This is a genomic window from Pseudomonas sp. LW8, from assembly GCF_041956865.1.
Lineage (GTDB): Bacteria > Pseudomonadota > Gammaproteobacteria > Pseudomonadales > Pseudomonadaceae > Aquipseudomonas > Aquipseudomonas siliginis.
On the sequence record NZ_CP168138.1, the window covers coordinates 5,884,432 to 5,902,350 of the forward strand.

A 17,919-nucleotide genomic window follows, 5' to 3' on the forward strand; every position below is an offset into this window, starting at 1 on the left:
ACGCTTATGGATTTGGCAGGTTTTCGCTCGCAAGAAAAACCTGCCTCCCCACCCGGAGATGCAGGTTCATGAAAAAAATGTCCGACGTAAAATTTTCCACCCTCGACCTGGTGCCAGTGCGCGAAAACGGCAGCGCAGCGCAATCGCTGCGCAACTCGCTGGATCTGGCACAACATGCCGAAAAATTCGGCTACACGCGCTTCTGGGTCGCCGAACATCACAACATGGACGGCATCGCCAGTTCGGCAACTTCGGTGTTGCTCGGCTATCTGGCCGGAGGCACGTCGACGATCCGCGTCGGTTCTGGCGGGGTAATGCTGCCCAACCATGCGCCGCTGGTGATCGCCGAGCAGTTCGGCACCCTCGAGAGCCTGTATCCGGGGCGAATCGATTTGGGCCTGGGCCGCGCGCCCGGCTCTGACCGGATGACCGCCCGCGCCTTGCGCCGCGAGCGCTCGGGCAGCGCTGACGACTTCCCTGAAGACGTTGCCGAACTGATGCGCTACCTCGGCCCGCGCACTCCGGAACAACGGGTGATCGCCATGCCCGGCACCGGCACCAACGTGCCGGTCTGGCTGCTCGGCTCAAGCCTGTTCAGTGCGCAATTGGCGGGTGAGCGCGGCTTGCCTTACGCCTTCGCCTCGCACTTCGCGCCGCGCTTCATGCACGAGGCGATCCGCATCTACCGCAATCACTTCAAACCGTCGGCGGTGCTCGACAAGCCGTACGTGATGCTCGGCGTGCCGCTGGTGGCAGCGGATACCGATCAGCAAGCCGATTATCTGGCGACGTCGGTGTACCAGCGCATTCTTGCGCTGATGCGTGGTCAGAGCCTGGTGCAGCGTCCGCCGGTGAAAACCATGGACGGTCTGTGGCTGCCCCATGAACGTGAAGCGGTGGGCGATTTCCTCGGTCTCGCCATGGTCGGCGGCCCGCAGAAGATCCGCGCCAAGCTTGAGGTGTTGATCGAGCAGACCCAGGCGGACGAGCTGATTTTCACCAGTGATCTTTACGAACACGCCGATCGCATCCATTCCTACGAATTGTTGGCCCAAGTCATGAAGGGATAACGCGAACCCTTGTAGGAGCTGTCGAGTGCAACGAGGCTGCGATCTTTTGATTATGATTTGAAATCAAGATCAAAAGATCGCAGCGTCCCGCAGCTCCTACCCGGAAAATCATCGTCCACCAAAAAGCCGACGCATCCACGTCGGCTTTTGTATTTCAGGCGCAATCAACCTCGCTTGTAGACGATGTCCTTGCTGCCGCCTTCGCAACTGCCGACGACGTCGCCATCAGCGGCCGCACCCTTGTCGACAACTTCCAGCGAATAACCGGATACGCCTTTGGCGTCGAGCTTCGCGGCGATTTCGCTTTTCAGCTCTTCACAAGGCTTCCCGGCTGCAAACGCACCACCCGCAAGGCTCAACAAACCTACTGCCAACATGAACTTCTTCATCGGTCGCACTCCCTGGTCGGATTGAATGAGGCGGGCATCGGGTCATCCACCCGATGCGCTCACCTTGTAGCGCTTTGCCATTCCCTATGGCACTCGGCCAGCGCGCAAGTTCAGAAGACTAGCTCAAACTCAGCTGGCGGCAATCTTGAAGCCGACTTTCAGCGTTACCTGAAAGTGCGCCACCTGGCCGTTTTCGATGTGGCCACGGGTTTCGGTCACTTCAAACCATTCCAGATTGCGCAGGGTTTTGTTGGCTTCGGCCAGTGCGTTGTTGATGGCGTCTTCGATGCTGGTGGTGGACGAACCGACCAGCTCGACTTTCTTGTACGTGTGATGGTCACTCATGGCGTTCTCCTTGGGTTGGAATGGCGTGTGAAATTGAGCCTAGCAGGCAATTGCACTGTTGATTTCGGCGCCTCTGCGCTGCCGAAGTTCAGAATTTCTGCACTTTCTCGAAGTGGTGAAGTCCCAACCAACACACGCCACTCATCACCAATGCAGGAGAGCCACCATGGCCAACACCTCTTTACGTAAAGCCTCGTTGCAAAGCATGGAAGCCGAGATCGAGAGTCTGCTCAAATCGTTGGAAAGCTTGAAAGACGATGCTTCGGACGAGTCGCGCAAGACCCTCAAGGCGCTGAAAAGCAATGCCGAAAGTGCATTGAAACATTCCCGTCATCTGCTCAGCGACGCGTACGAAGAAGTCAAAGTGAAAACCCGCGAGACCGGCATTGCCACTCGTGATTACGCGCAGGAACATCCTTGGACCACAGCCGGTGTGGCTGTCGGTGCAATCGGTCTGCTCGCTGCCTACTTTTTGTTCAAGCGCGGTGAGTGATCAGGCTGGCGCAGCTCGTTTTTGAGCCACTGCGCCAGTTGCCGGGCGCGCCCGTCCGCGGCGCGCTTGGGTAGCCACAACGCCAGTTGCGCCGGGGTTTCGCAGAAGCCCCACGGCGCAACCAGGCGACCCGCCTTCAGGTCTTCAGTTACTAACGGCTCCGGTGCGATTGCCACGCCGAGACCTGCAACAGCCGCCTCCAGCAAATAATACAAATGCTCAAAACCTTGCCCGAGCTTCAACGCCTTGGAATCGAGGTGGTTTTGCTGTGCCCAGCTGGGCCAGGCTTGCGGGCGAGAGGTGGTGTGCAGCAAGGGCTGCTTGAGCAATTCTGCGCCAGGAGCGTCGTGCAGGTTCTGATAACCGCTGAATAACGGGCTCATCACCGGGCCGATGCGTTCCGCCGCCAGTTCGTAGACCTGCATATCGGCCGGCCACGGTGGCTCGGCGAACAGCAATAGCGCATCGAGTCCCGGGCGCCGAGGGTCGAGATCGCCTTCACCGGCCGACAGGTGCAGTCGCAGATCAGGCAAATCGGCATTCAACCGCCCCAGGCGCGGAATGAACCAGCGCGCCAGCAGGCTCCCGGAACAACCAAGCACGAACGGCGCATCGGCAGTGCTTTGGGTCAATTCCGCACAAACAGTTCGCAAGCGATCGAACGCCTCTGCGCTGGAATCGCGCAGACGCACGCCGGCATCTGTGAGTTTCAAGCCGCGCCCGTCCTTGACGAACAGGCTCACGCCGAGATGTTCTTCAAGCGCTTTCAGCTGGCGGCTGACCGCGCCGTGAGTTACATGCAGCTGCTCGGCAGCCTGACTGACGCTGTTCAGACGGGCGGTGGCCTCGAAGGCGCGCAAGGCATTGAGCGGGGGAAGGTCGTGGCTCATGGTATCTGTGAGTTTTCCTGACAGGTTGCGGCGATCTTATCGGTTTTCAGCCTGGAAAGTCAGGGGTAGAGTGGTCGTCATTGTCTTCTGACCGAATTCACCTGGAGCGACCCATGACCCAGACTTCGAACACTTCTGATCTGCGTAACGGCCCTGACGCCAACGGCCTGTTCGGTGCGTTCGGTGGCCGTTATGTAGCGGAAACCCTGATGCCGTTGATCCTCGACCTGGCCCGCGAATACGAAGCGGCCAAGGAAGATCCGGCATTCAAAGAAGAATTGGCCTACTTCCAGCGTGATTACGTCGGACGTCCGAGCCCGCTGTATTTCGCCGAACGCCTGACCGAGTTCTGCGGCGGCGCCAAGATCTACCTCAAGCGTGAAGAGCTGAATCACACCGGCGCGCACAAGATCAACAACTGCATCGGCCAGATCCTGCTGGCGCGGCGCATGGGCAAGAAGCGCATCATCGCCGAGACCGGCGCCGGCATGCACGGCGTGGCCACGGCCACCGTTGCTGCGCGTTTCGGTCTCGATTGCGTGATCTACATGGGCACCACCGACATCGAACGTCAGCAGGCCAACGTCTTCCGCATGAAGCTGCTAGGCGCTGAAGTCATTCCGGTTGTGGCCGGCACCGGCACCCTGAAAGACGCGATGAACGAAGCCCTGCGTGACTGGGTGACCAACGTCGACAACACCTTCTACCTGATCGGCACCGTGGCCGGCCCACACCCTTATCCAGCAATGGTCCGCGACTTCCAGGCCGTCATCGGCAAGGAAACCCGCGATCAGCTGCAGGCTCAAGAAGGTCGTCTGCCGGACAGTCTGGTGGCATGCATCGGTGGCGGTTCGAACGCCATGGGCCTGTTCCACCCGTTCCTCGATGACAAGAGCGTGGAGATCATCGGCGTCGAAGCCGCCGGTTACGGCATCGAAACCGGCAAGCACGCGGCCAGCCTGAACGGCGGTGTGCCGGGCGTGCTGCACGGTAACCGCACCTTCCTGCTGCAGGACGACGATGGGCAGATCATCGACGCCCACTCGATTTCCGCTGGCCTCGACTATCCGGGCATCGGTCCTGAACACGCCTGGTTGCATGACATCGGCCGCGTCCAGTACACCTCGGTAACCGATGACGAAGCGCTTGAAGCGTTCCACAAATGCTGCCGTCTGGAGGGGATCATTCCTGCCCTGGAAAGCGCCCACGCTCTGGCCGAAGTGTTCAAACGTGCACCGAAGCTGCCGAAGGATCACCTGATGGTGGTCAACCTCTCGGGCCGTGGTGACAAGGACATGCAAACCGTAATGCACCATATGCAACAGTCGCAGCAGGAGAAACACTGATGAGCCGCCTGCAAACCCGCTTTGCCGACCTCAAGCAACAGAACCGCGCCGCGCTGGTGACCTTCGTCACCGCTGGTGATCCTGACTACGACACTTCGCTGGCAATCCTCAAAGGCCTGCCTGCCGCAGGTGCCGACGTGATCGAACTGGGCATGCCGTTCACCGATCCGATGGCCGATGGTCCGGCGATCCAGCTGGCCAATATCCGCGCACTGGGCGCCAAACAGAATCTGGCGAAAACCCTGCAAATGGTTCGCGAATTCCGTGAAGGCAACAGCGACACGCCGCTGGTGTTGATGGGTTACTTCAACCCGATCCACAAATTCGGCGTCGAGCGCTTTATCGCAGAAGCCAAGGATGCCGGCGTCGATGGCCTGATCGTGGTCGACATGCCACCAGAGCACAACGAAGAGCTGTGCGACCCGGCGCAGGCTGCTGGCCTGGACTTCATCCGCCTGACCACGCCGACCACCGACGACGCGCGCCTGCCGCGTGTGCTCAACGGTAGTTCCGGTTTTGTCTACTACGTGTCGGTCGCGGGTGTCACCGGCGCCGGTGCAGCGACTCTGGAACACGTGGAAGAGGCGGTTGCGCGTCTGCGTCGGCATACCGACCTGCCGATCAGCATTGGCTTCGGTATCCGTACACCGGAGCAGGCTGCGGCCATCGCGCGTCTGGCTGACGGTGTGGTGGTGGGCTCGGCGTTGATCGATCACATCGCCAGTGCCGATACGCCTGAGCAGGCCATTGATGGCGTGTTGAGTCTGTGTTCGGCGCTGTCCCAAGGCGTGCGCAAGGCTCGCGTCTAAAGCCGCAGGGGAAAACCAAAAGGCTTCAGAACAGGCGTTCTGAAGCCTTTTTTGTGCTCAGGGCAATTGCAGTCCGCCCGAAGCCTTGTGCAGTTTGCGCAAATGCTCGCCAATCTGCTTGACGTTGGCCTCGCTGGCGGCAATCTCGGCGGCGCGCTTGGGTTCGAGCAGCTTGCGCACTTCAGTATCGAGGTCGCCGGACAGGGCGAGCAGCTTCTTCTGCCGTTGGCTGCTTTCCGCTTCCAGTCGGCCAAACTCGCTCGGTTGCGGTAGTCCGTAACCTTTGGAGTCGAGCAGTTCCGCCGGGCGGCTGAGGAAGCCACTGTTGGCGAGAATCTCCTGCAAGGTCGCGTTGGCTTTGTCCATGCCGCCATTTTCCAGCTCGCGGGCACCGAGGTAGCGTTGCTTGACCTCGTCCTGGGCCAGCAACAACTGCCGGCGGAAACTGGCTTGCTCCAGCAGCAACAGGGCCGCGCTGGTGCGCAGGTCGGCGCGATCGAACCATTCGCGGCGTTGTTCAGCGCTGAGTGACAGCCAGTCTTCGACAGTGGTCTGCTTGATCGGCAGCTGCTTCTTCAATACATCGAACATCGCCTGATAGCGATCGCGGAACGAGTCGAAGCGGTAACCCAGACGCAGCGCTTCTTTCGGATCGTCGAGCACACTGGTGTCGGCCAGACCACGGCCCTTGAGCACTTCCAGCAAGCCGTTGGGCATGATGCTGTCGAGGCCGACCAGTTGGCTGTTATTGCTGCCGCTGCGCAACAGTTTCAAGCCTTCCACCGCGCAGTTGTTGGAGAGGAAGAAGTAATTGCCGTCGTAACTCCAGTGCATCTCGGCGGCATGTTCGACCACGCCCTCGATCTCCTCGCGAGACAGGTTCAGCGGCACTGAAGCGAGGCTGCGCAGCTCGGTCTTGGTGTATTCGTCGATCACCTGTGCCAGCGGCAACACGAACAGCCGCGACGGGTATTTGCCGACCAGTCCATCCCAGCTCGACAGCTGCACATCGCCAACGAAGGCGCGATAGGACAGCACCAGGTGCTGATCGAGGTCGAGGCGGCAATCCGGGCCGCGCGGGCGACCGGGGGCGCAGATCACCAGGCGCAGCATGCTGTGGCCCCAGCGACTGACCCAGTTCTGATTGGCCTCGGCCAGCAGGTAATCGACCGCGTAGACGCGCTCCGGATCGACTTGCCCCAGAGGCTGCTTGGCGAAGTCATTGCCTGCATTGAGAAAGGCAAAGCTCTTGCTGCAGGTGTCCTGCGCTGGCGGCGCCCAGCCGAAATGTTCCTTGTAGTAGCGATACAGCGCCGGGCGGCGGCAGGCGTAGCTCGGGTCGAGGAGGAAGTACTCCATGTTGACCGCGACAAATTCCTTGGGACTGGAAATTTCGTAGAGGTCCGGGCTGCGCGCGATCTGCCGGTTGTGTTGTTCACGCTCGCCGCGGCGGCCGACGTATTGCTGCCACCCGGCGAGGTCAAGCAGGCGCGGGTCATCGCTGATGGTGAAGCGCCGACCGTTCTGCCCGCGACACTCATCGGGAATACCGATCAGCCCGGCGCTGTTGAAGCGTCGGGTGCAGCGCTGGATCAACGTGCGTTCGGCGCTTGGCCATAAACGCGCGCGGTCGTAGATATGCGTGATTTCGTGCAGCACTGTGGCTAGCAGTTCCTGGCGCACAGTGCCGTGGGGGCGATTGGTTTTCTCTTTCGCCGCGCTGCCATCGGTGAGAGCTGCGAGAAGCTTGCGATTCAGATCAAGTTCGGCAACCAGCGTCGCCTGCCCGTAAGCATTGGCCGGCATGTCGTCGGTCCAGCCGACATCGATACGCCGATCCAGCCGCTCGATGAAGCTCGGCGGCAGTTTCGCCATGGCCTCATCAATCAGCGCCTGACTGGCCTGTTGTTGAGCGGGGCTCAGACCCTCGGTCTTGAGCCGCAATTGCAGGCCGGCGTGGGCGCTGTTGCCAAGCAGCAACAACGCCCCGGCCAGCAGCCAGGCGCCAACGGACCTCACAGTGCGAGGATGGCTTCGGCGAGTACCTGGTCACTGGCGTCGCGCGCTTCCGGCACCCGTGTACGCAAGGTGTTGAGAGCGGCTTCGAGGTGCGCGCCACGGATGTCGCCGTTGCTGGCGACGAAACTGGCGGCGTCGTCGTGGGCTTCGCGGATGATTTTCGAATCGCGAATCGACGTGGTGGTATCGGAGGTGAAATCGATGCTGCGCTGGGAGGCACGAACGATGATGTTACTGGTGGCTACCAGGGTGTGCGCCTGGGCCACATCGGCCAACACAAACAGGCCAAGGGCGGCAGCAATCAGCGGGCTACGCATGGAACGACTCCGGAAGGACAAGGATAACTATTGGACGAGAATTGCTTCTGCCAGTTCAAGGTCGCTGGCATGAAGTTTCGGCCGGGTTTTGCGCAGGTAATGCAGCGCGGATTCCAGCCATGCGCCTCGCCATTCACCGTCACTGGCGATGAAGGCGGCCGCGTCATCATGGGCGGCGAGCAGCAGTTTACGGTCGAACGGCGCAGAAGACACCATGCTGGTGGCGTAACCGCTGACAACCGTACCTTGGGTCGATGCATTGAAAGCATCGAAGGCGTTGGCAGACATCGCCCAGCAGGCGGTGAATAAAGTAGAAGAGATGAGCAGAGTTGGAAGAAAGCGCATGGGACTCGACAACTGTTAACGAGCCTGAAGGCTAGCGCAAATGCCCGGGCCAGAGCCAGCGTTGAAACATCGGGACACGGCTGGCGTGTCCCGCAATACCGCAAGCGATCAGAGCGTCAGAATGGCCTGAGCCAATTGGGCATCGGTGGCATTGAGTTGTGGCGCCTGATGGCGGATGTGATCGAGCGCGCTTTCCAGCTTCACCCCACGGATATCGCCTTCGCTGGCCACGAAGCTGGCGGCATCGTCGCGGGCGGCGAGGACGATCTTGTCGTCACGGAACGAGGAGGTCACATCGGAAGTGGCGTCGGAAGTGGCTTTCAGCGCGCCGACGATCGAGTCGGTGGTGACGATGAAACTGGTAGCACTGGCGTTGGCAGCCACGGCCAGCAGGGCGGCGGCACTGAGCAGGCGAAGACGGGTCATGATTTAACTCCTTTGGATAAACCGTAGTGAGAGGTGGCTCGGTATCTGAGGAGTCAGACGCCTGTTGCGCAACGTTCGCCACGTTCTGCATGGATATTAGGCTGCCAAATCCGGTTCGCCCAGTGGTGGCCAGTGATACTCCAAAGGTTCTGCATAACTGTACTGGTGTTATCTGAGGCTTTCGTGAATTGTACCTGTACTCATTCAGTTATGCGTTTTAGAGCATTCAAGGCCCTGAAACGACAAAACCCGTCGTGGTTGCCCACGACGGGTTTTGCTTATGCAATTCGGGTTGCTGGCGGTGGGTCTGACGACCAGAGCCAGCGACGCTGCTTAGCGCCAGAACGGCTTGCTCAGCTCTTCGTAGCGTTGTGCTTCGCTGATACCGGCGTCGGCCAGCAGACGCGAATCCAGACGGGCCAGTTGGTGGCGGCTGGAGATGCGGCGCTGCCACAACATCAGGTTGGCGATAACGCGCAGAGGCAGGGAAGCCTGGGTGTTTACAGCTTTGTCTTCGAAGAACAGTTCGGAACTGAGTGTACGTTCCATGGTTGACATCCTTCCGCTTGTGGCGGGATCAGGTAGTGGTTTGACTGGTGCCCATGATCCTCTCGTTTGGATAGTCTCTGTAGATACAGTTCATTTGTATTGTGAGTGAGCAGTTAACTGTTTATGGATGGTGTACGGGTCGAAATTGGGCAAACTGTACCTGTCTGCACTTGATTGGTGCATTTCGGCTCGTATCAGGGGGTTGAGTAGGAGTTTGCGCTAGGAAAAGACCGGTACAGCAGTACAGTTTTTTGCGATCCTGTTTCTCGCGGGCATCCCTCGAGGCAAAACTGTGTTTGCCTCGATGGTAATCTGTGTGGATCACACTGCCAGCATGCGCCCAGTTTCTTCCAGGTTCATATGCCAGCTCAGGGCTTCGCGCAGAATATGCGGGGTGTGACCGCCGATTGCACAGGCAGCGCTGAAGTAATCATTCAGTGCCTGGCGGAAGTCCGGATGCACACAGTTGTCGATGATCACTCGCGCACGCTCCCTTGGCGCCAGGCCACGCAGGTCGGCGAGGCCGACTTCGGTCACCAGAATGTCGACGTCATGCTCGGTATGGTCGACGTGGCTGACCATCGGCACCACGCTGGAGATGGCGCCACCCTTGGCGATCGATTTGGTCACGAATACCGCCAGATGCGCATTGCGCGCGAAGTCGCCGGAGCCGCCGATGCCGTTCATCATCCGCGTACCGCAGACATGGGTGGAGTTGACGTTGCCATAGATGTCGAACTCCAGCGCGGTGTTGATGCCAATGATGCCCAGACGCCGCACCACTTCCGGGTGATTGGAGATCTCCTGCGGCCGCAGAATCAGTTTGTCCTTGTACTTCTCCAGGTTGCCGAACACGTCGCTGTTGCGGCGCTCGGACAGGGTGATCGAACTGCCCGAGGCGAAGCTCAGCTTGCCGGCATCGATCAGGTCGAAGGTCGAGTCCTGCAGCACTTCCGAGTACATGGTGAGGTCTTCGAACGGCGAGTCGATCAAGCCGCACATCACCGCGTTGGCGATGTTGCCAATCCCGGCTTGCAGCGGGCCTAGCTTGTTGGTCATGCGCCCGGCCGCGACTTCCTGCTTGAAGAAGGTGATCAGGTGTTCGGCAATGGCATTGGTATCAACGTCCGGTACCGACACTGTGGACGGCGAGTCCGACTGCTGAGTGATGACAATCGCAACGATCTTCTCCGGTGGAATCGGGATCGCCGTGCTGCCGATGCGATCGTCGACTTTCACCAGCGGGATTGGCGTCCGCGTCGGGCGGTACGTCGGGATATAGATGTCGTGCAGGCCTTCGAGGTTGGCGTTGTGGGCCAGGTTGATCTCGACGATCACTTGTTTGGCGAAGATCGCGAAGCTGGCCGAGTTGCCCACCGAAGTGGTCGGCACGATATGGCCTTGTTCGGTGATGGCGACTGCCTCGATGACGGCGATGTCCGGCAGCTTCAATTGCTGGTTGCGCAGTTGCTCTACGGTTTCCGAGAGATGCTGATCAATGAACATTACTTCGCCGGCGTTGATTGCCTTGCGCAACGTGCTGTCGACCTGAAACGGCATGCGCCGCGACAGCACGCCGGCCTCGGTCAGTTGCTTGTCGAGGTCGTTGCCCAGGCTGGCGCCAGTCATCAGGCTGATCTTCAGCGGCGTGACCTTGGCGCGCTCGGCCAGTGCGTGGGGAACGGCCTTGGCTTCGCCGGCGCGGGTGAAACCGCTCATGCCGACGGTCATGCCGTCCTCAATCAGAGCAGCGGCGTCGGCAGCGCTCATCACTTTGTCCAACAACGAAGGCAGGCGAATACGGTCACGGTACATGGATTATTATCTCGGGCAACGAGTAGCAGGATGCGCAGTCTAGTGAATTTGGCCGGCGCCTGTCCCGCTACCAAGGTCGCAAACGAGGCCTCTATTTCGCGGGTTTGCAGTAAAACACCGTTACCGGATCTGCAACAACGCGGCAAATTGTCCAGCGTCTGGCGCAAACAAAAACGCCCCGACAAGTCGGGGCGTTCGCTATTGCAGTGGTGAATTACTCGACCGCTTTGACCATGTCTTCGATGACTTTCTTCGCATCGCCGAAAACCATCATGGTCTTGTCCAGATAGAACAGTTCGTTGTCCAGACCGGCATAGCCGCTGGCCATCGAGCGCTTGTTGACGATGATGGTCTTGGCCTTGAACGCTTCGAGAATCGGCATACCGGCAATCGGTGACTTCGGATCGTTCTTCGCGGCCGGGTTGACCACGTCGTTCGCGCCGAGCACCAGCACCACGTCGGCCTGACCGAACTCGGAGTTGATGTCTTCCATCTCGAACACCTGGTCGTAAGGCACTTCGGCCTCGGCGAGCAAAACGTTCATGTGCCCAGGCATCCGACCGGCCACCGGGTGAATCGCGTACTTCACGGTTACGCCGCGATGGGTCAGCTTCTCGGTCAATTCCTTCAGTGCGTGTTGTGCACGGGCCACTGCCAGACCGTAACCCGGGACGATGATCACGGTGTCGGCGTTGGTCAGCAGGAAGGTTGCGTCGTCAGCCGAGCCGGATTTCACCGGGCGGGCTTCCTGCGCACCGGCAGGACCTGCATCTGCCGTATTGCCGAAGCCACCGAGCAGCACATTAAAGAAGGACCGATTCATCGCCTTGCACATGATGTACGAGAGAATCGCACCGCTCGAACCCACCAGCGAGCCGGCAATGATCAGCATCGAGTTGTTCAGCGAGAAGCCGATCCCCGCCGCCGCCCAGCCGGAATAGCTGTTGAGCATCGAAACCACCACCGGCATGTCGGCGCCGCCGATCGGGATGATGATCAGCACGCCCATCACGAACGCCAGGGCCAGCATCAGTGCGAACGCCGTAAGGTTGCCGGTGAACATGAAAGTCAGACCGAGAACCAGCGTTGCCAGACCCAGAATCGCATTGAGCTTGTGCTGGCCACTGAACTGTACCGGTGCGCCCTGGAACAGGCGGAACTTGTACTTGCCCGAGAGCTTGCCAAAGGCAATCACCGAACCGGAGAAAGTGATCGCACCGATTGCCGCACCGAGGAACAGCTCCAGACGGTTGCCCGCCGGGATCGCATCGCCCAGCTGTTTGACGATACCCAACGACTGCGGCTCAACTACCGCCGCAATGGCAATGAACACCGCCGCGAGGCCGATCATGCTGTGCATGAACGCTACCAGTTCCGGCATCTTGGTCATTTCAACGCGCTTGGCCATGATCGAACCGGCGGTGCCGCCGACCAGCAGGCCGACGATCACATAACCGATGCCAGCCGTGGCCAGTTCAGCGCCCAACTTATAGATGAGGCCGACGGTGGTGATGATAGCCAGTGCCATGCCGAGCATGCCGAACAGGTTGCCGCGCCGCGAGGTGGTCGGGTGCGACAGGCCTTTGAGGGCCTGGATAAAGCAGATCGACGCGATCAGGTAGAGCGTCGTCACGAGATTCATGCTCATTACTTCGGCGCCTCTTCTTTTGCTTTCGGGGCTTTCTTTTTAAACATCTCAAGCATGCGGCGAGTGACCAGGAAGCCACCGAACACATTGACCGCCGCCAGTGCCACAGCCAGCGTGCCCATGGTCTTGCCCAAAGGCGTGACTGTCAGCGCAGCGGCGAGCATGGCGCCGACGATCACGATCGCCGAGATCGCGTTGGTGACGGCCATCAACGGCGTGTGCAGCGCAGGCGTAACGTTCCAGACCACGTGGTAACCGACATAAATCGCCAGCACGAAGATGATCAGGTTGTAGATACCGGGGGAGATAAGCTCTTCCATCGTCTGAATCCCTGCTTAGGCGTTTTTGCGGATGACTTGGCCGTCGCGGCACATCAGGCACGCGACGACGATGTCGTCTTCGAGGTTGACGTCGAACTGGCCTTCCTTGGTGAACAGCAGCTTGAGGAAGTCCAGCAGGTTGCGTGCGTACAGCGCCGAAGCATCGGCAGCGACTTCACCGGCGAGGTTGGTCGGACCGACGATCGTCACACCGTTTTCCACAACGACCTGATCGGCGACGGTCAGCGGACAGTTGCCACCCTGAGCGGCCGCGAGGTCGATGACCACCGAGCCCGGCTTCATCTGCGCCACGGTCTCGGCGCTGAGCAGCGTCGGTGCCTTGCGGCCCGGAATCAGCGCAGTGGTGATGACGATATCGGCCTGCTTGGCGCGCTCGTGCACGGCCTGGGCCTGACGTTGCATCCAGCTCGCCGGCATCGGCCGCGCGTAACCGCCGACACCGACGGCGCATTCGCGCTCTTCATCGGTCTCGTAAGGCACGTCGACGAACTTCGCGCCGAGGGATTCGATCTGTTCCTTCACCGCTGGGCGCACGTCGGACGCTTCGATCACCGCACCCAGGCGTTTCGCCGTGGCAATCGCCTGCAAACCGGCCACGCCTGCGCCAAGAATCAGCACCCGCGCCGCTTTCACGGTACCCGCAGCAGTCATCAGCATCGGCATGAAGCGTGGGTAATAGTGAGCCGCGAGCAACACCGCTTTGTAGCCGGCGATATTCGCCTGCGACGACAACACATCAAGACTCTGCGCCCGCGAGGTGCGCGGCGCCGCTTCGAGGGCGAACGCGGTAATGCCGCATTCGGCCATCTTCGCGATGGTCTCGTTGTTGAATGGGTTGAGCATGCCCACGAGCACCGTGCCGCGCTTGATCAGCGGCAATTCGGCATCGCTTGGCGCGACCACTTTGAGAATCAGCTCGGCGCCAAACGCGTCATTGGCGCTGCCAATGCTTGCGCCGGCCGCTTCATAGGCACTGTCGACGACACTGGCTTTGACGCCAGCGCCGCTTTGCACAGTGACCTTATGGCCTTGGCTGATCAGCTTCTTGATGGTTTCCGGGGTTGCAGCAACCCGTGTTTCACCGGTCTGGGTTTCGAGAGGAACACCAATGTGCACGTCAAATCTCCTGCGTGATCTTATTGAGTAAACCCATGCACTACGGATGGTGCGACTGGGGCGGCCGATCAGCACGATCCCGCCGAATCAGGGCGGGGCGCGGCATTTTGCAGGCGAACTTTATGCCCTTCAAGGGATTATGACGGGTGACGGAAAATTAACTACAAGTCATGCCGTGACCGAATGTCGCAGATGGCCAGTTGAACCCCTTGCAGGCCGTGCCCTGCAAGGATTCTGGCTGAATTTGAAAAAAATTCGCATCGGTGGCGTGAATAGGCAGCAATGAGTCGCCATTAGAGGCTCAAAGCCACGTGTTTGGCAGCTTGTGGGACGTCTGTACGACTTTCGGATACAGTCTGCTCAGAAGCGACAAATAGTTATATCTGTAGGGCTTTGGTTTTTCTGACTACGAGGTTAGATATTGCGCAAAGCCTTTATTCTTCTAGGCTGTAGCTCTGCGCCTGATTTACCAGCCAGTCACGAAATGCCTTCAGCGATGCCGATTCGACCTTTCGCTCCGGAATCATCAGGTAATAGGCCTTGATGCTGGAAAGCGCTTGAGAGTTGGCAACCACCAGACGTTTCTCTGTCAGCTCGCGCTGAATCAGAAACGGCGGAATCAGCGCGACGCCCATGTCGTGCATGGCTGCCTGGGCAAGCATGGAGAATAGCTCGTAGCGTGGACCTGTCATGTCGCGAGGGATATTCAATTGCTGCGAGTTGAACCATTGGCGCCAGGCGTAAGGTCGGGTGGTTTGCTGCAGCAGCGGTAGTTCAGCGATGGCTTGCGCTGTCAGATGTTTGCGATTGCCAAGTAGGGTGGGACTGCACACCGGCATCGGATTCTCGCCCATCAATCTGTGGGATTCGGTACCCGACCAGTCGGCGTCGCCGAAGTAAATCGCGGCATCGAATTCGGTGTCGGCAAACAGGAATGGCCGGGTGCGGTTGGTCAGGTTGACGGTCACTTCCGGGTGCTTGAGCTGAAAATCCTTAAGGCGTGGCAGCAGCCATTGCGTGCCGAAGGTCGGGACGACGGCGAGCTCGATAACGTTGGTGCCCTGCTGGCCCATCACGGAAAGGGTGTCGCGCTCCACTGCATCGAGCTGAGTCGCCACCCGACGGCTATATGAAAGACCCGCCTCGGTCAGTTTCACTCCACGCCGCGAGCGTCGGAACAGTTCCACGCTGAGGAAATCTTCCAGGCTGGCGATCTGTCGGCAAATGGCGCCTTGGGTGAGCGACAGTTCTTCAGCAGCACGGGTAAAGCTCTCATGGCGGGCGGCAGCTTCGAAACTGATCAGGGCGGCGGTGCTGGGGATCTTCCTGCGCATGTACGTCAACCTCACTAATGCGTCGCATAAAAGGCTATTCGCGACGGTACGGAGTGAGAAATTAGCACAACAAAATGCGAAATCCTCGTTTGCCCCGACGGCGAACCGCGCCTAGGATCAATGCCACGTTAATTCATCCGATTGCGAGGGCACACTCATGGGCGGTAAAGCTAGCTTCAACTGGATCGATCCCCTACTGCTGGATCAACAGCTCACCGAAGAAGAGCGGATGATCCGCGACACCGCCGCGCAGTTCGCTCAACAGAGTCTCGCCCCGCGTGTGCTCGAAGCTTTCCGTCATGAAAAGACCGACCCGGCAATCTTCCGCGAGATGGGTGAAGTCGGCCTGCTCGGTGCGACCATTCCCGAACAATACGGTGGCAGCGGTCTGAACTATGTCAGCTACGGCCTGATTGCCCGTGAGGTCGAGCGCGTCGACTCCGGCTACCGCTCGATGATGAGCGTGCAATCCTCACTGGTGATGGTGCCGATCAACGAATTCGGTACCGAAGCACAGAAGCAGAAGTACCTGCCGAAACTGGCTTCCGGTGAATGGATCGGTTGCTTCGGTCTGACCGAGCCGAACCACGGTTCCGATCCGGGCGCGATGATCAGCCGGGCGCGCAAGGTCGATGGCGGCTACAGCCTGACCGGCGCGAAGATGTGGATCACCAACAGCCCGATCGCTGACGTATTCGTGGTCTGGGCCAAGGATGATGCCGGCGATATCCGTGGATTCGTTCTGGAGAAAGGCTGGAAAGGTCTGAGCGCTCCGGCGATTCACGGTAAGGTCGGCCTGCGCGCTTCGATCACCGGTGAGATCGTCATGGACAACGTGTTCGTGCCGGAAGAAAACATCTTCCCGGATGTCCGTGGCCTGAAAGGTCCTTTCACCTGCCTTAACTCCGCACGTTACGGCATTTCCTGGGGCGCGCTGGGCGCCGCCGAGTTCTGCTGGCACACCGCGCGTCAATACACTCTGGATCGTCAGCAATTCGGTCGACCGTTGGCCGCGACTCAACTGGTACAGAAGAAACTCGCCGACATGCAGACCGAGATCACTCTGGCGCTGCAAGGTTGCCTGCGCTTGGGCCGGATGAAGGACGAAGGTACCGCCGCCGTTGAAATCACTTCGATCATGAAGCGCAACTCCTGCGGCAAGTCGCTGGATATTGCGCGGATGGCGCGCGACATGCTCGGTGGCAATGGTATCTCCGATGAGTTCGGCGTGGCCCGTCACCTCGTCAACCTGGAAGTGGTGAATACCTATGAAGGTACCCATGACGTTCACGCGCTGATCCTCGGGCGTGCGCAAACCGGTCTGCAGGCGTTCTATTAATAGGAGGGCGGACCATGGGCGCGCTGTCGCATCTACGGGTACTGGATTTATCACGAGTGCTGGCCGGGCCTTGGGCCGGACAGATCCTCGCCGACCTGGGCGCCGAGGTGATCAAGGTCGAGCGCCCGGGCAATGGTGATGACACCCGCGCCTGGGGCCCGCCCTTTCTTAAAGACGCTTACGGCGAGAACACATCGGAAGCGGCTTATTACCTCTCGGCAAACCGCAACAAGCAATCGGTGACCATCGACTTCACCCGGCCTGAAGGGCAGAAGCTGGTGCGCGACCTGGCGGCGAAGTCGGACATTCTGATCGAGAATTTCAAGGTGGGCGGTCTGGCGGCCTATGGTCTGGACTATGAGTCGCTAAGGGTTCTCAACCCGAATCTGATCTACTGCTCAATCACCGGCTTCGGCCAGACCGGCCCGTACGCGAAGCGCGCAGGGTATGACTTCATGATCCAGGGGCTTGGCGGCTTGATGAGCCTGACCGGCCGGCCTGACGGAGATGAGGGCGCCGGTCCGGTGAAAGTCGGTGTCGCGCTCACGGATATTCTTACTGGGCTGTATTCAACGGTGGCGATTCTCGCGGCGTTGGCTCATCGCGATCACGACGGTGGCGGCCAGCACATCGATATGGCGTTGCTGGATGTGCAGGTCGCGTGTCTGGCGAACCAGGCGATGAACTACCTGACCACGGGCAATGCGCCAAAGCGTCTGGGAAATGCGCATCCCAACATCGTGCCTTATCAGGACTTTCCTACGGCGGATGGTGACTTCATTCTTACCGTGGGTAATGACGGGCAGTTCCGCAAGTTCGCAGAGGTGGCTGGCCAACCGCAGTGGGCGGATGATCCGCGCTTCGCGACCAACAAGCTGCGGGTAGCGAACCGCGCGGTGCTGATCCCGTTGATCCGCCAAGCTACGGTCTTCAAGACCACGGCCGAGTGGGTTGCTCAGCTGGAGCAGGCGGGTGTGCCTTGTGGGCCGATCAATGATCTGTCGCAGGTGTTTAAAGATCCCCAGGTGAAGGCGCGCGGTCTGGCGATAGAGCTGCCGCATGCATTGGCGGGGATGGTGCCTCAGGTGGCCAGCCCGATTCGATTGTCGGAGACGCCCGTTGAATATCGTCATGCGCCTCCTTTATTAGGTGAGCACACATTAGAGGTTCTGCAGCGGGTGCTGGGTCTGGGGGCAGGCGCGGTGGCTGCGTTGAAGGAGGAAGGCGTCCTTTAAGTCTTCTTCTATATAGAAGAAGCTCTTTTCTCATTTGATTGGATGTTTTTTAACCAATACGCAAGTTATTGAAAGAAAAGCGAAATTAACGGT

The 17,919-nt window shown here is 59.6% G+C and carries 19 protein-coding genes; 6 read left to right on the forward strand and 13 right to left on the reverse strand.

All coding sequences use genetic code 11. The features are described 5' to 3' along the window. Nucleotides 1–68: 68 nt before the first annotated feature. A complete protein-coding gene (locus AB9L16_RS26745) occupies nt 69–1,070 on the forward strand; it encodes an LLM class flavin-dependent oxidoreductase (protein WP_375122947.1) in 1,002 nt (333 codons plus the stop codon). A gap of 164 nt (nt 1,071–1,234) precedes the next feature. On the opposite strand, the gene AB9L16_RS26750 is transcribed toward AB9L16_RS26745, so the two are convergent. Together AB9L16_RS26750 and AB9L16_RS26755 are read right to left on the reverse strand one after the other, a co-directional pair. Further along, nucleotides 1,235–1,459, reverse strand: a complete 225-nt coding sequence (locus AB9L16_RS26750; RefSeq protein WP_071173980.1) for a DUF1161 domain-containing protein — start codon at nt 1,457–1,459, stop codon at nt 1,235–1,237. Nucleotides 1,460–1,588: 129 nt separating this feature from the next. After that, nucleotides 1,589–1,804 carry a dodecin gene (locus AB9L16_RS26755; protein WP_016772305.1) on the reverse strand — a complete coding sequence of 72 codons (216 nt, stop codon included), beginning with the start codon at nt 1,802–1,804 and terminating at the stop codon, nt 1,589–1,591. A 166-nt stretch (nt 1,805–1,970) separates the two neighbouring features. On the opposite strand from AB9L16_RS26755, the gene AB9L16_RS26760 reads away from it, so the two are divergent. Then, entirely contained in the window at nt 1,971–2,297 is a 327-nt protein-coding gene (locus AB9L16_RS26760) for a YqjD family protein (RefSeq protein WP_039757078.1), read from the forward strand. On the opposite strand, the gene AB9L16_RS26765 is transcribed toward AB9L16_RS26760, so the two are convergent. After that, entirely contained in the window at nt 2,270–3,187 is a 918-nt protein-coding gene (locus tag AB9L16_RS26765; RefSeq protein WP_375122948.1) for a LysR family transcriptional regulator, read from the reverse strand. The two genes, AB9L16_RS26760 and AB9L16_RS26765, sit on opposite strands and share 28 nt — an antisense overlap. Nucleotides 3,188–3,300: 113 nt before the next feature. Here AB9L16_RS26765 and trpB point away from each other — a divergent pair, with 113 nt between their 5' ends. After that, entirely contained in the window at nt 3,301–4,533 is a 1,233-nt protein-coding gene (trpB, locus tag AB9L16_RS26770; protein ID WP_016772302.1) for a tryptophan synthase subunit beta, read from the forward strand. After that, nucleotides 4,533–5,342: a tryptophan synthase subunit alpha gene (gene trpA, locus AB9L16_RS26775; RefSeq protein WP_016772301.1), complete on the forward strand. Its 810-nt coding sequence runs from the start codon at nt 4,533–4,535 to the stop codon at nt 5,340–5,342. The genes trpB and trpA overlap by 1 nt, the downstream gene beginning before the upstream one ends. Nucleotides 5,343–5,399: 57 nt before the next feature. On the opposite strand, the gene AB9L16_RS26780 is transcribed toward trpA, so the two are convergent. From AB9L16_RS26780 to AB9L16_RS26825, 10 genes are all read right to left on the reverse strand, one after another. Continuing rightward, a complete protein-coding gene (locus AB9L16_RS26780) occupies nt 5,400–7,361 on the reverse strand; it encodes a DUF4105 domain-containing protein (RefSeq protein WP_315435052.1) in 1,962 nt (653 codons plus the stop codon). After that, a complete protein-coding gene (locus tag AB9L16_RS26785; RefSeq protein WP_041476450.1) occupies nt 7,358–7,678 on the reverse strand; it encodes a DUF2388 domain-containing protein in 321 nt (106 codons plus the stop codon). The genes AB9L16_RS26780 and AB9L16_RS26785 overlap by 4 nt, the downstream gene beginning before the upstream one ends. A 27-nt stretch (nt 7,679–7,705) precedes the next feature. Then, complete coding sequence (locus AB9L16_RS26790) at nt 7,706–8,023, reverse strand: DUF2388 domain-containing protein (RefSeq protein WP_375122949.1); 318 nt, start codon at nt 8,021–8,023, stop codon at nt 7,706–7,708. A 108-nt stretch (nt 8,024–8,131) separates the two neighbouring features. Then, entirely contained in the window at nt 8,132–8,449 is a 318-nt protein-coding gene (locus AB9L16_RS26795; RefSeq protein WP_016772298.1) for a DUF2388 domain-containing protein, read from the reverse strand. Between the two features lie 333 nt (nt 8,450–8,782). After that, nucleotides 8,783–8,998, reverse strand: a complete 216-nt coding sequence (locus AB9L16_RS26800; RefSeq protein ID WP_007911656.1) for a DUF1127 domain-containing protein — start codon at nt 8,996–8,998, stop codon at nt 8,783–8,785. Nucleotides 8,999–9,319: 321 nt separating this feature from the next. Next, nucleotides 9,320–10,813, reverse strand: a complete 1,494-nt coding sequence (locus AB9L16_RS26805) for an acetyl-CoA hydrolase/transferase family protein (protein WP_071173986.1) — start codon at nt 10,811–10,813, stop codon at nt 9,320–9,322. A gap of 214 nt (nt 10,814–11,027) precedes the next feature. Then, a complete protein-coding gene (locus AB9L16_RS26810) occupies nt 11,028–12,461 on the reverse strand; it encodes an NAD(P)(+) transhydrogenase (Re/Si-specific) subunit beta (RefSeq protein ID WP_041476447.1) in 1,434 nt (477 codons plus the stop codon). Then, nucleotides 12,461–12,781: an NAD(P) transhydrogenase subunit alpha gene (locus tag AB9L16_RS26815; protein ID WP_003220416.1), complete on the reverse strand. Its 321-nt coding sequence runs from the start codon at nt 12,779–12,781 to the stop codon at nt 12,461–12,463. Before AB9L16_RS26815 ends, AB9L16_RS26810 begins: the two co-directional genes overlap by 1 nt. Before the next feature lie 15 nt (nt 12,782–12,796). Then, nucleotides 12,797–13,918 carry a Re/Si-specific NAD(P)(+) transhydrogenase subunit alpha gene (locus tag AB9L16_RS26820; protein ID WP_375122950.1) on the reverse strand — a complete coding sequence of 374 codons (1,122 nt, stop codon included), beginning with the start codon at nt 13,916–13,918 and terminating at the stop codon, nt 12,797–12,799. 434 nt (nt 13,919–14,352) lie between these two features. Next, complete coding sequence (locus tag AB9L16_RS26825) at nt 14,353–15,252, reverse strand: LysR family transcriptional regulator (protein ID WP_056791320.1); 900 nt, start codon at nt 15,250–15,252, stop codon at nt 14,353–14,355. 157 nt (nt 15,253–15,409) lie between these two features. On the opposite strand from AB9L16_RS26825, the gene AB9L16_RS26830 reads away from it, so the two are divergent. Beyond that, a complete protein-coding gene (locus AB9L16_RS26830; RefSeq protein ID WP_024015035.1) occupies nt 15,410–16,591 on the forward strand; it encodes an acyl-CoA dehydrogenase in 1,182 nt (393 codons plus the stop codon). 14 nt (nt 16,592–16,605) lie between these two features. After that, nucleotides 16,606–17,826 (forward strand): CaiB/BaiF CoA-transferase family protein, encoded by a 1,221-nt coding sequence (locus AB9L16_RS26835; protein ID WP_252877204.1) that lies wholly within the window; start codon nt 16,606–16,608, stop codon nt 17,824–17,826. The last annotated feature ends 93 nt before the right edge of the window (nt 17,827–17,919 follow it).

Bases quoted from the DNA above. Each gene is read 5' to 3' on its own strand.
- AB9L16_RS26805 (WP_071173986.1), bottom strand. From the start codon at position 10,813: ATGTACCGTGACCGTATTCGCCTGCCTTCGTTGTTGGACAAAGTGATG.
- AB9L16_RS26785 (WP_041476450.1), bottom strand. From the start codon at position 7,678: ATGCGTAGCCCGCTGATTGCTGCCGCCCTTGGCCTGTTTGTGTTGGCC.
- trpA (WP_016772301.1), top strand. From the start codon at position 4,533: ATGAGCCGCCTGCAAACCCGCTTTGCCGACCTCAAGCAACAGAACCGC.
- AB9L16_RS26800 (WP_007911656.1), bottom strand. From the start codon at position 8,998: ATGGAACGTACACTCAGTTCCGAACTGTTCTTCGAAGACAAAGCTGTA.
- AB9L16_RS26750 (WP_071173980.1), bottom strand. From the start codon at position 1,459: ATGAAGAAGTTCATGTTGGCAGTAGGTTTGTTGAGCCTTGCGGGTGGT.
- AB9L16_RS26790 (WP_375122949.1), bottom strand. From the start codon at position 8,023: ATGCGCTTTCTTCCAACTCTGCTCATCTCTTCTACTTTATTCACCGCC.
- trpB (WP_016772302.1), top strand. From the start codon at position 3,301: ATGACCCAGACTTCGAACACTTCTGATCTGCGTAACGGCCCTGACGCC.
- AB9L16_RS26760 (WP_039757078.1), top strand. From the start codon at position 1,971: ATGGCCAACACCTCTTTACGTAAAGCCTCGTTGCAAAGCATGGAAGCC.
- AB9L16_RS26835 (WP_252877204.1), top strand. From the start codon at position 16,606: ATGGGCGCGCTGTCGCATCTACGGGTACTGGATTTATCACGAGTGCTG.
- AB9L16_RS26745 (WP_375122947.1), top strand. From the start codon at position 69: ATGAAAAAAATGTCCGACGTAAAATTTTCCACCCTCGACCTGGTGCCA.
- AB9L16_RS26765 (WP_375122948.1), bottom strand. From the start codon at position 3,187: ATGAGCCACGACCTTCCCCCGCTCAATGCCTTGCGCGCCTTCGAGGCC.
- AB9L16_RS26810 (WP_041476447.1), bottom strand. From the start codon at position 12,461: ATGAGCATGAATCTCGTGACGACGCTCTACCTGATCGCGTCGATCTGC.
- AB9L16_RS26795 (WP_016772298.1), bottom strand. From the start codon at position 8,449: ATGACCCGTCTTCGCCTGCTCAGTGCCGCCGCCCTGCTGGCCGTGGCT.
- AB9L16_RS26825 (WP_056791320.1), bottom strand. From the start codon at position 15,252: ATGCGCAGGAAGATCCCCAGCACCGCCGCCCTGATCAGTTTCGAAGCT.
- AB9L16_RS26755 (WP_016772305.1), bottom strand. From the start codon at position 1,804: ATGAGTGACCATCACACGTACAAGAAAGTCGAGCTGGTCGGTTCGTCC.
- AB9L16_RS26830 (WP_024015035.1), top strand. From the start codon at position 15,410: ATGGGCGGTAAAGCTAGCTTCAACTGGATCGATCCCCTACTGCTGGAT.
- AB9L16_RS26815 (WP_003220416.1), bottom strand. From the start codon at position 12,781: ATGGAAGAGCTTATCTCCCCCGGTATCTACAACCTGATCATCTTCGTG.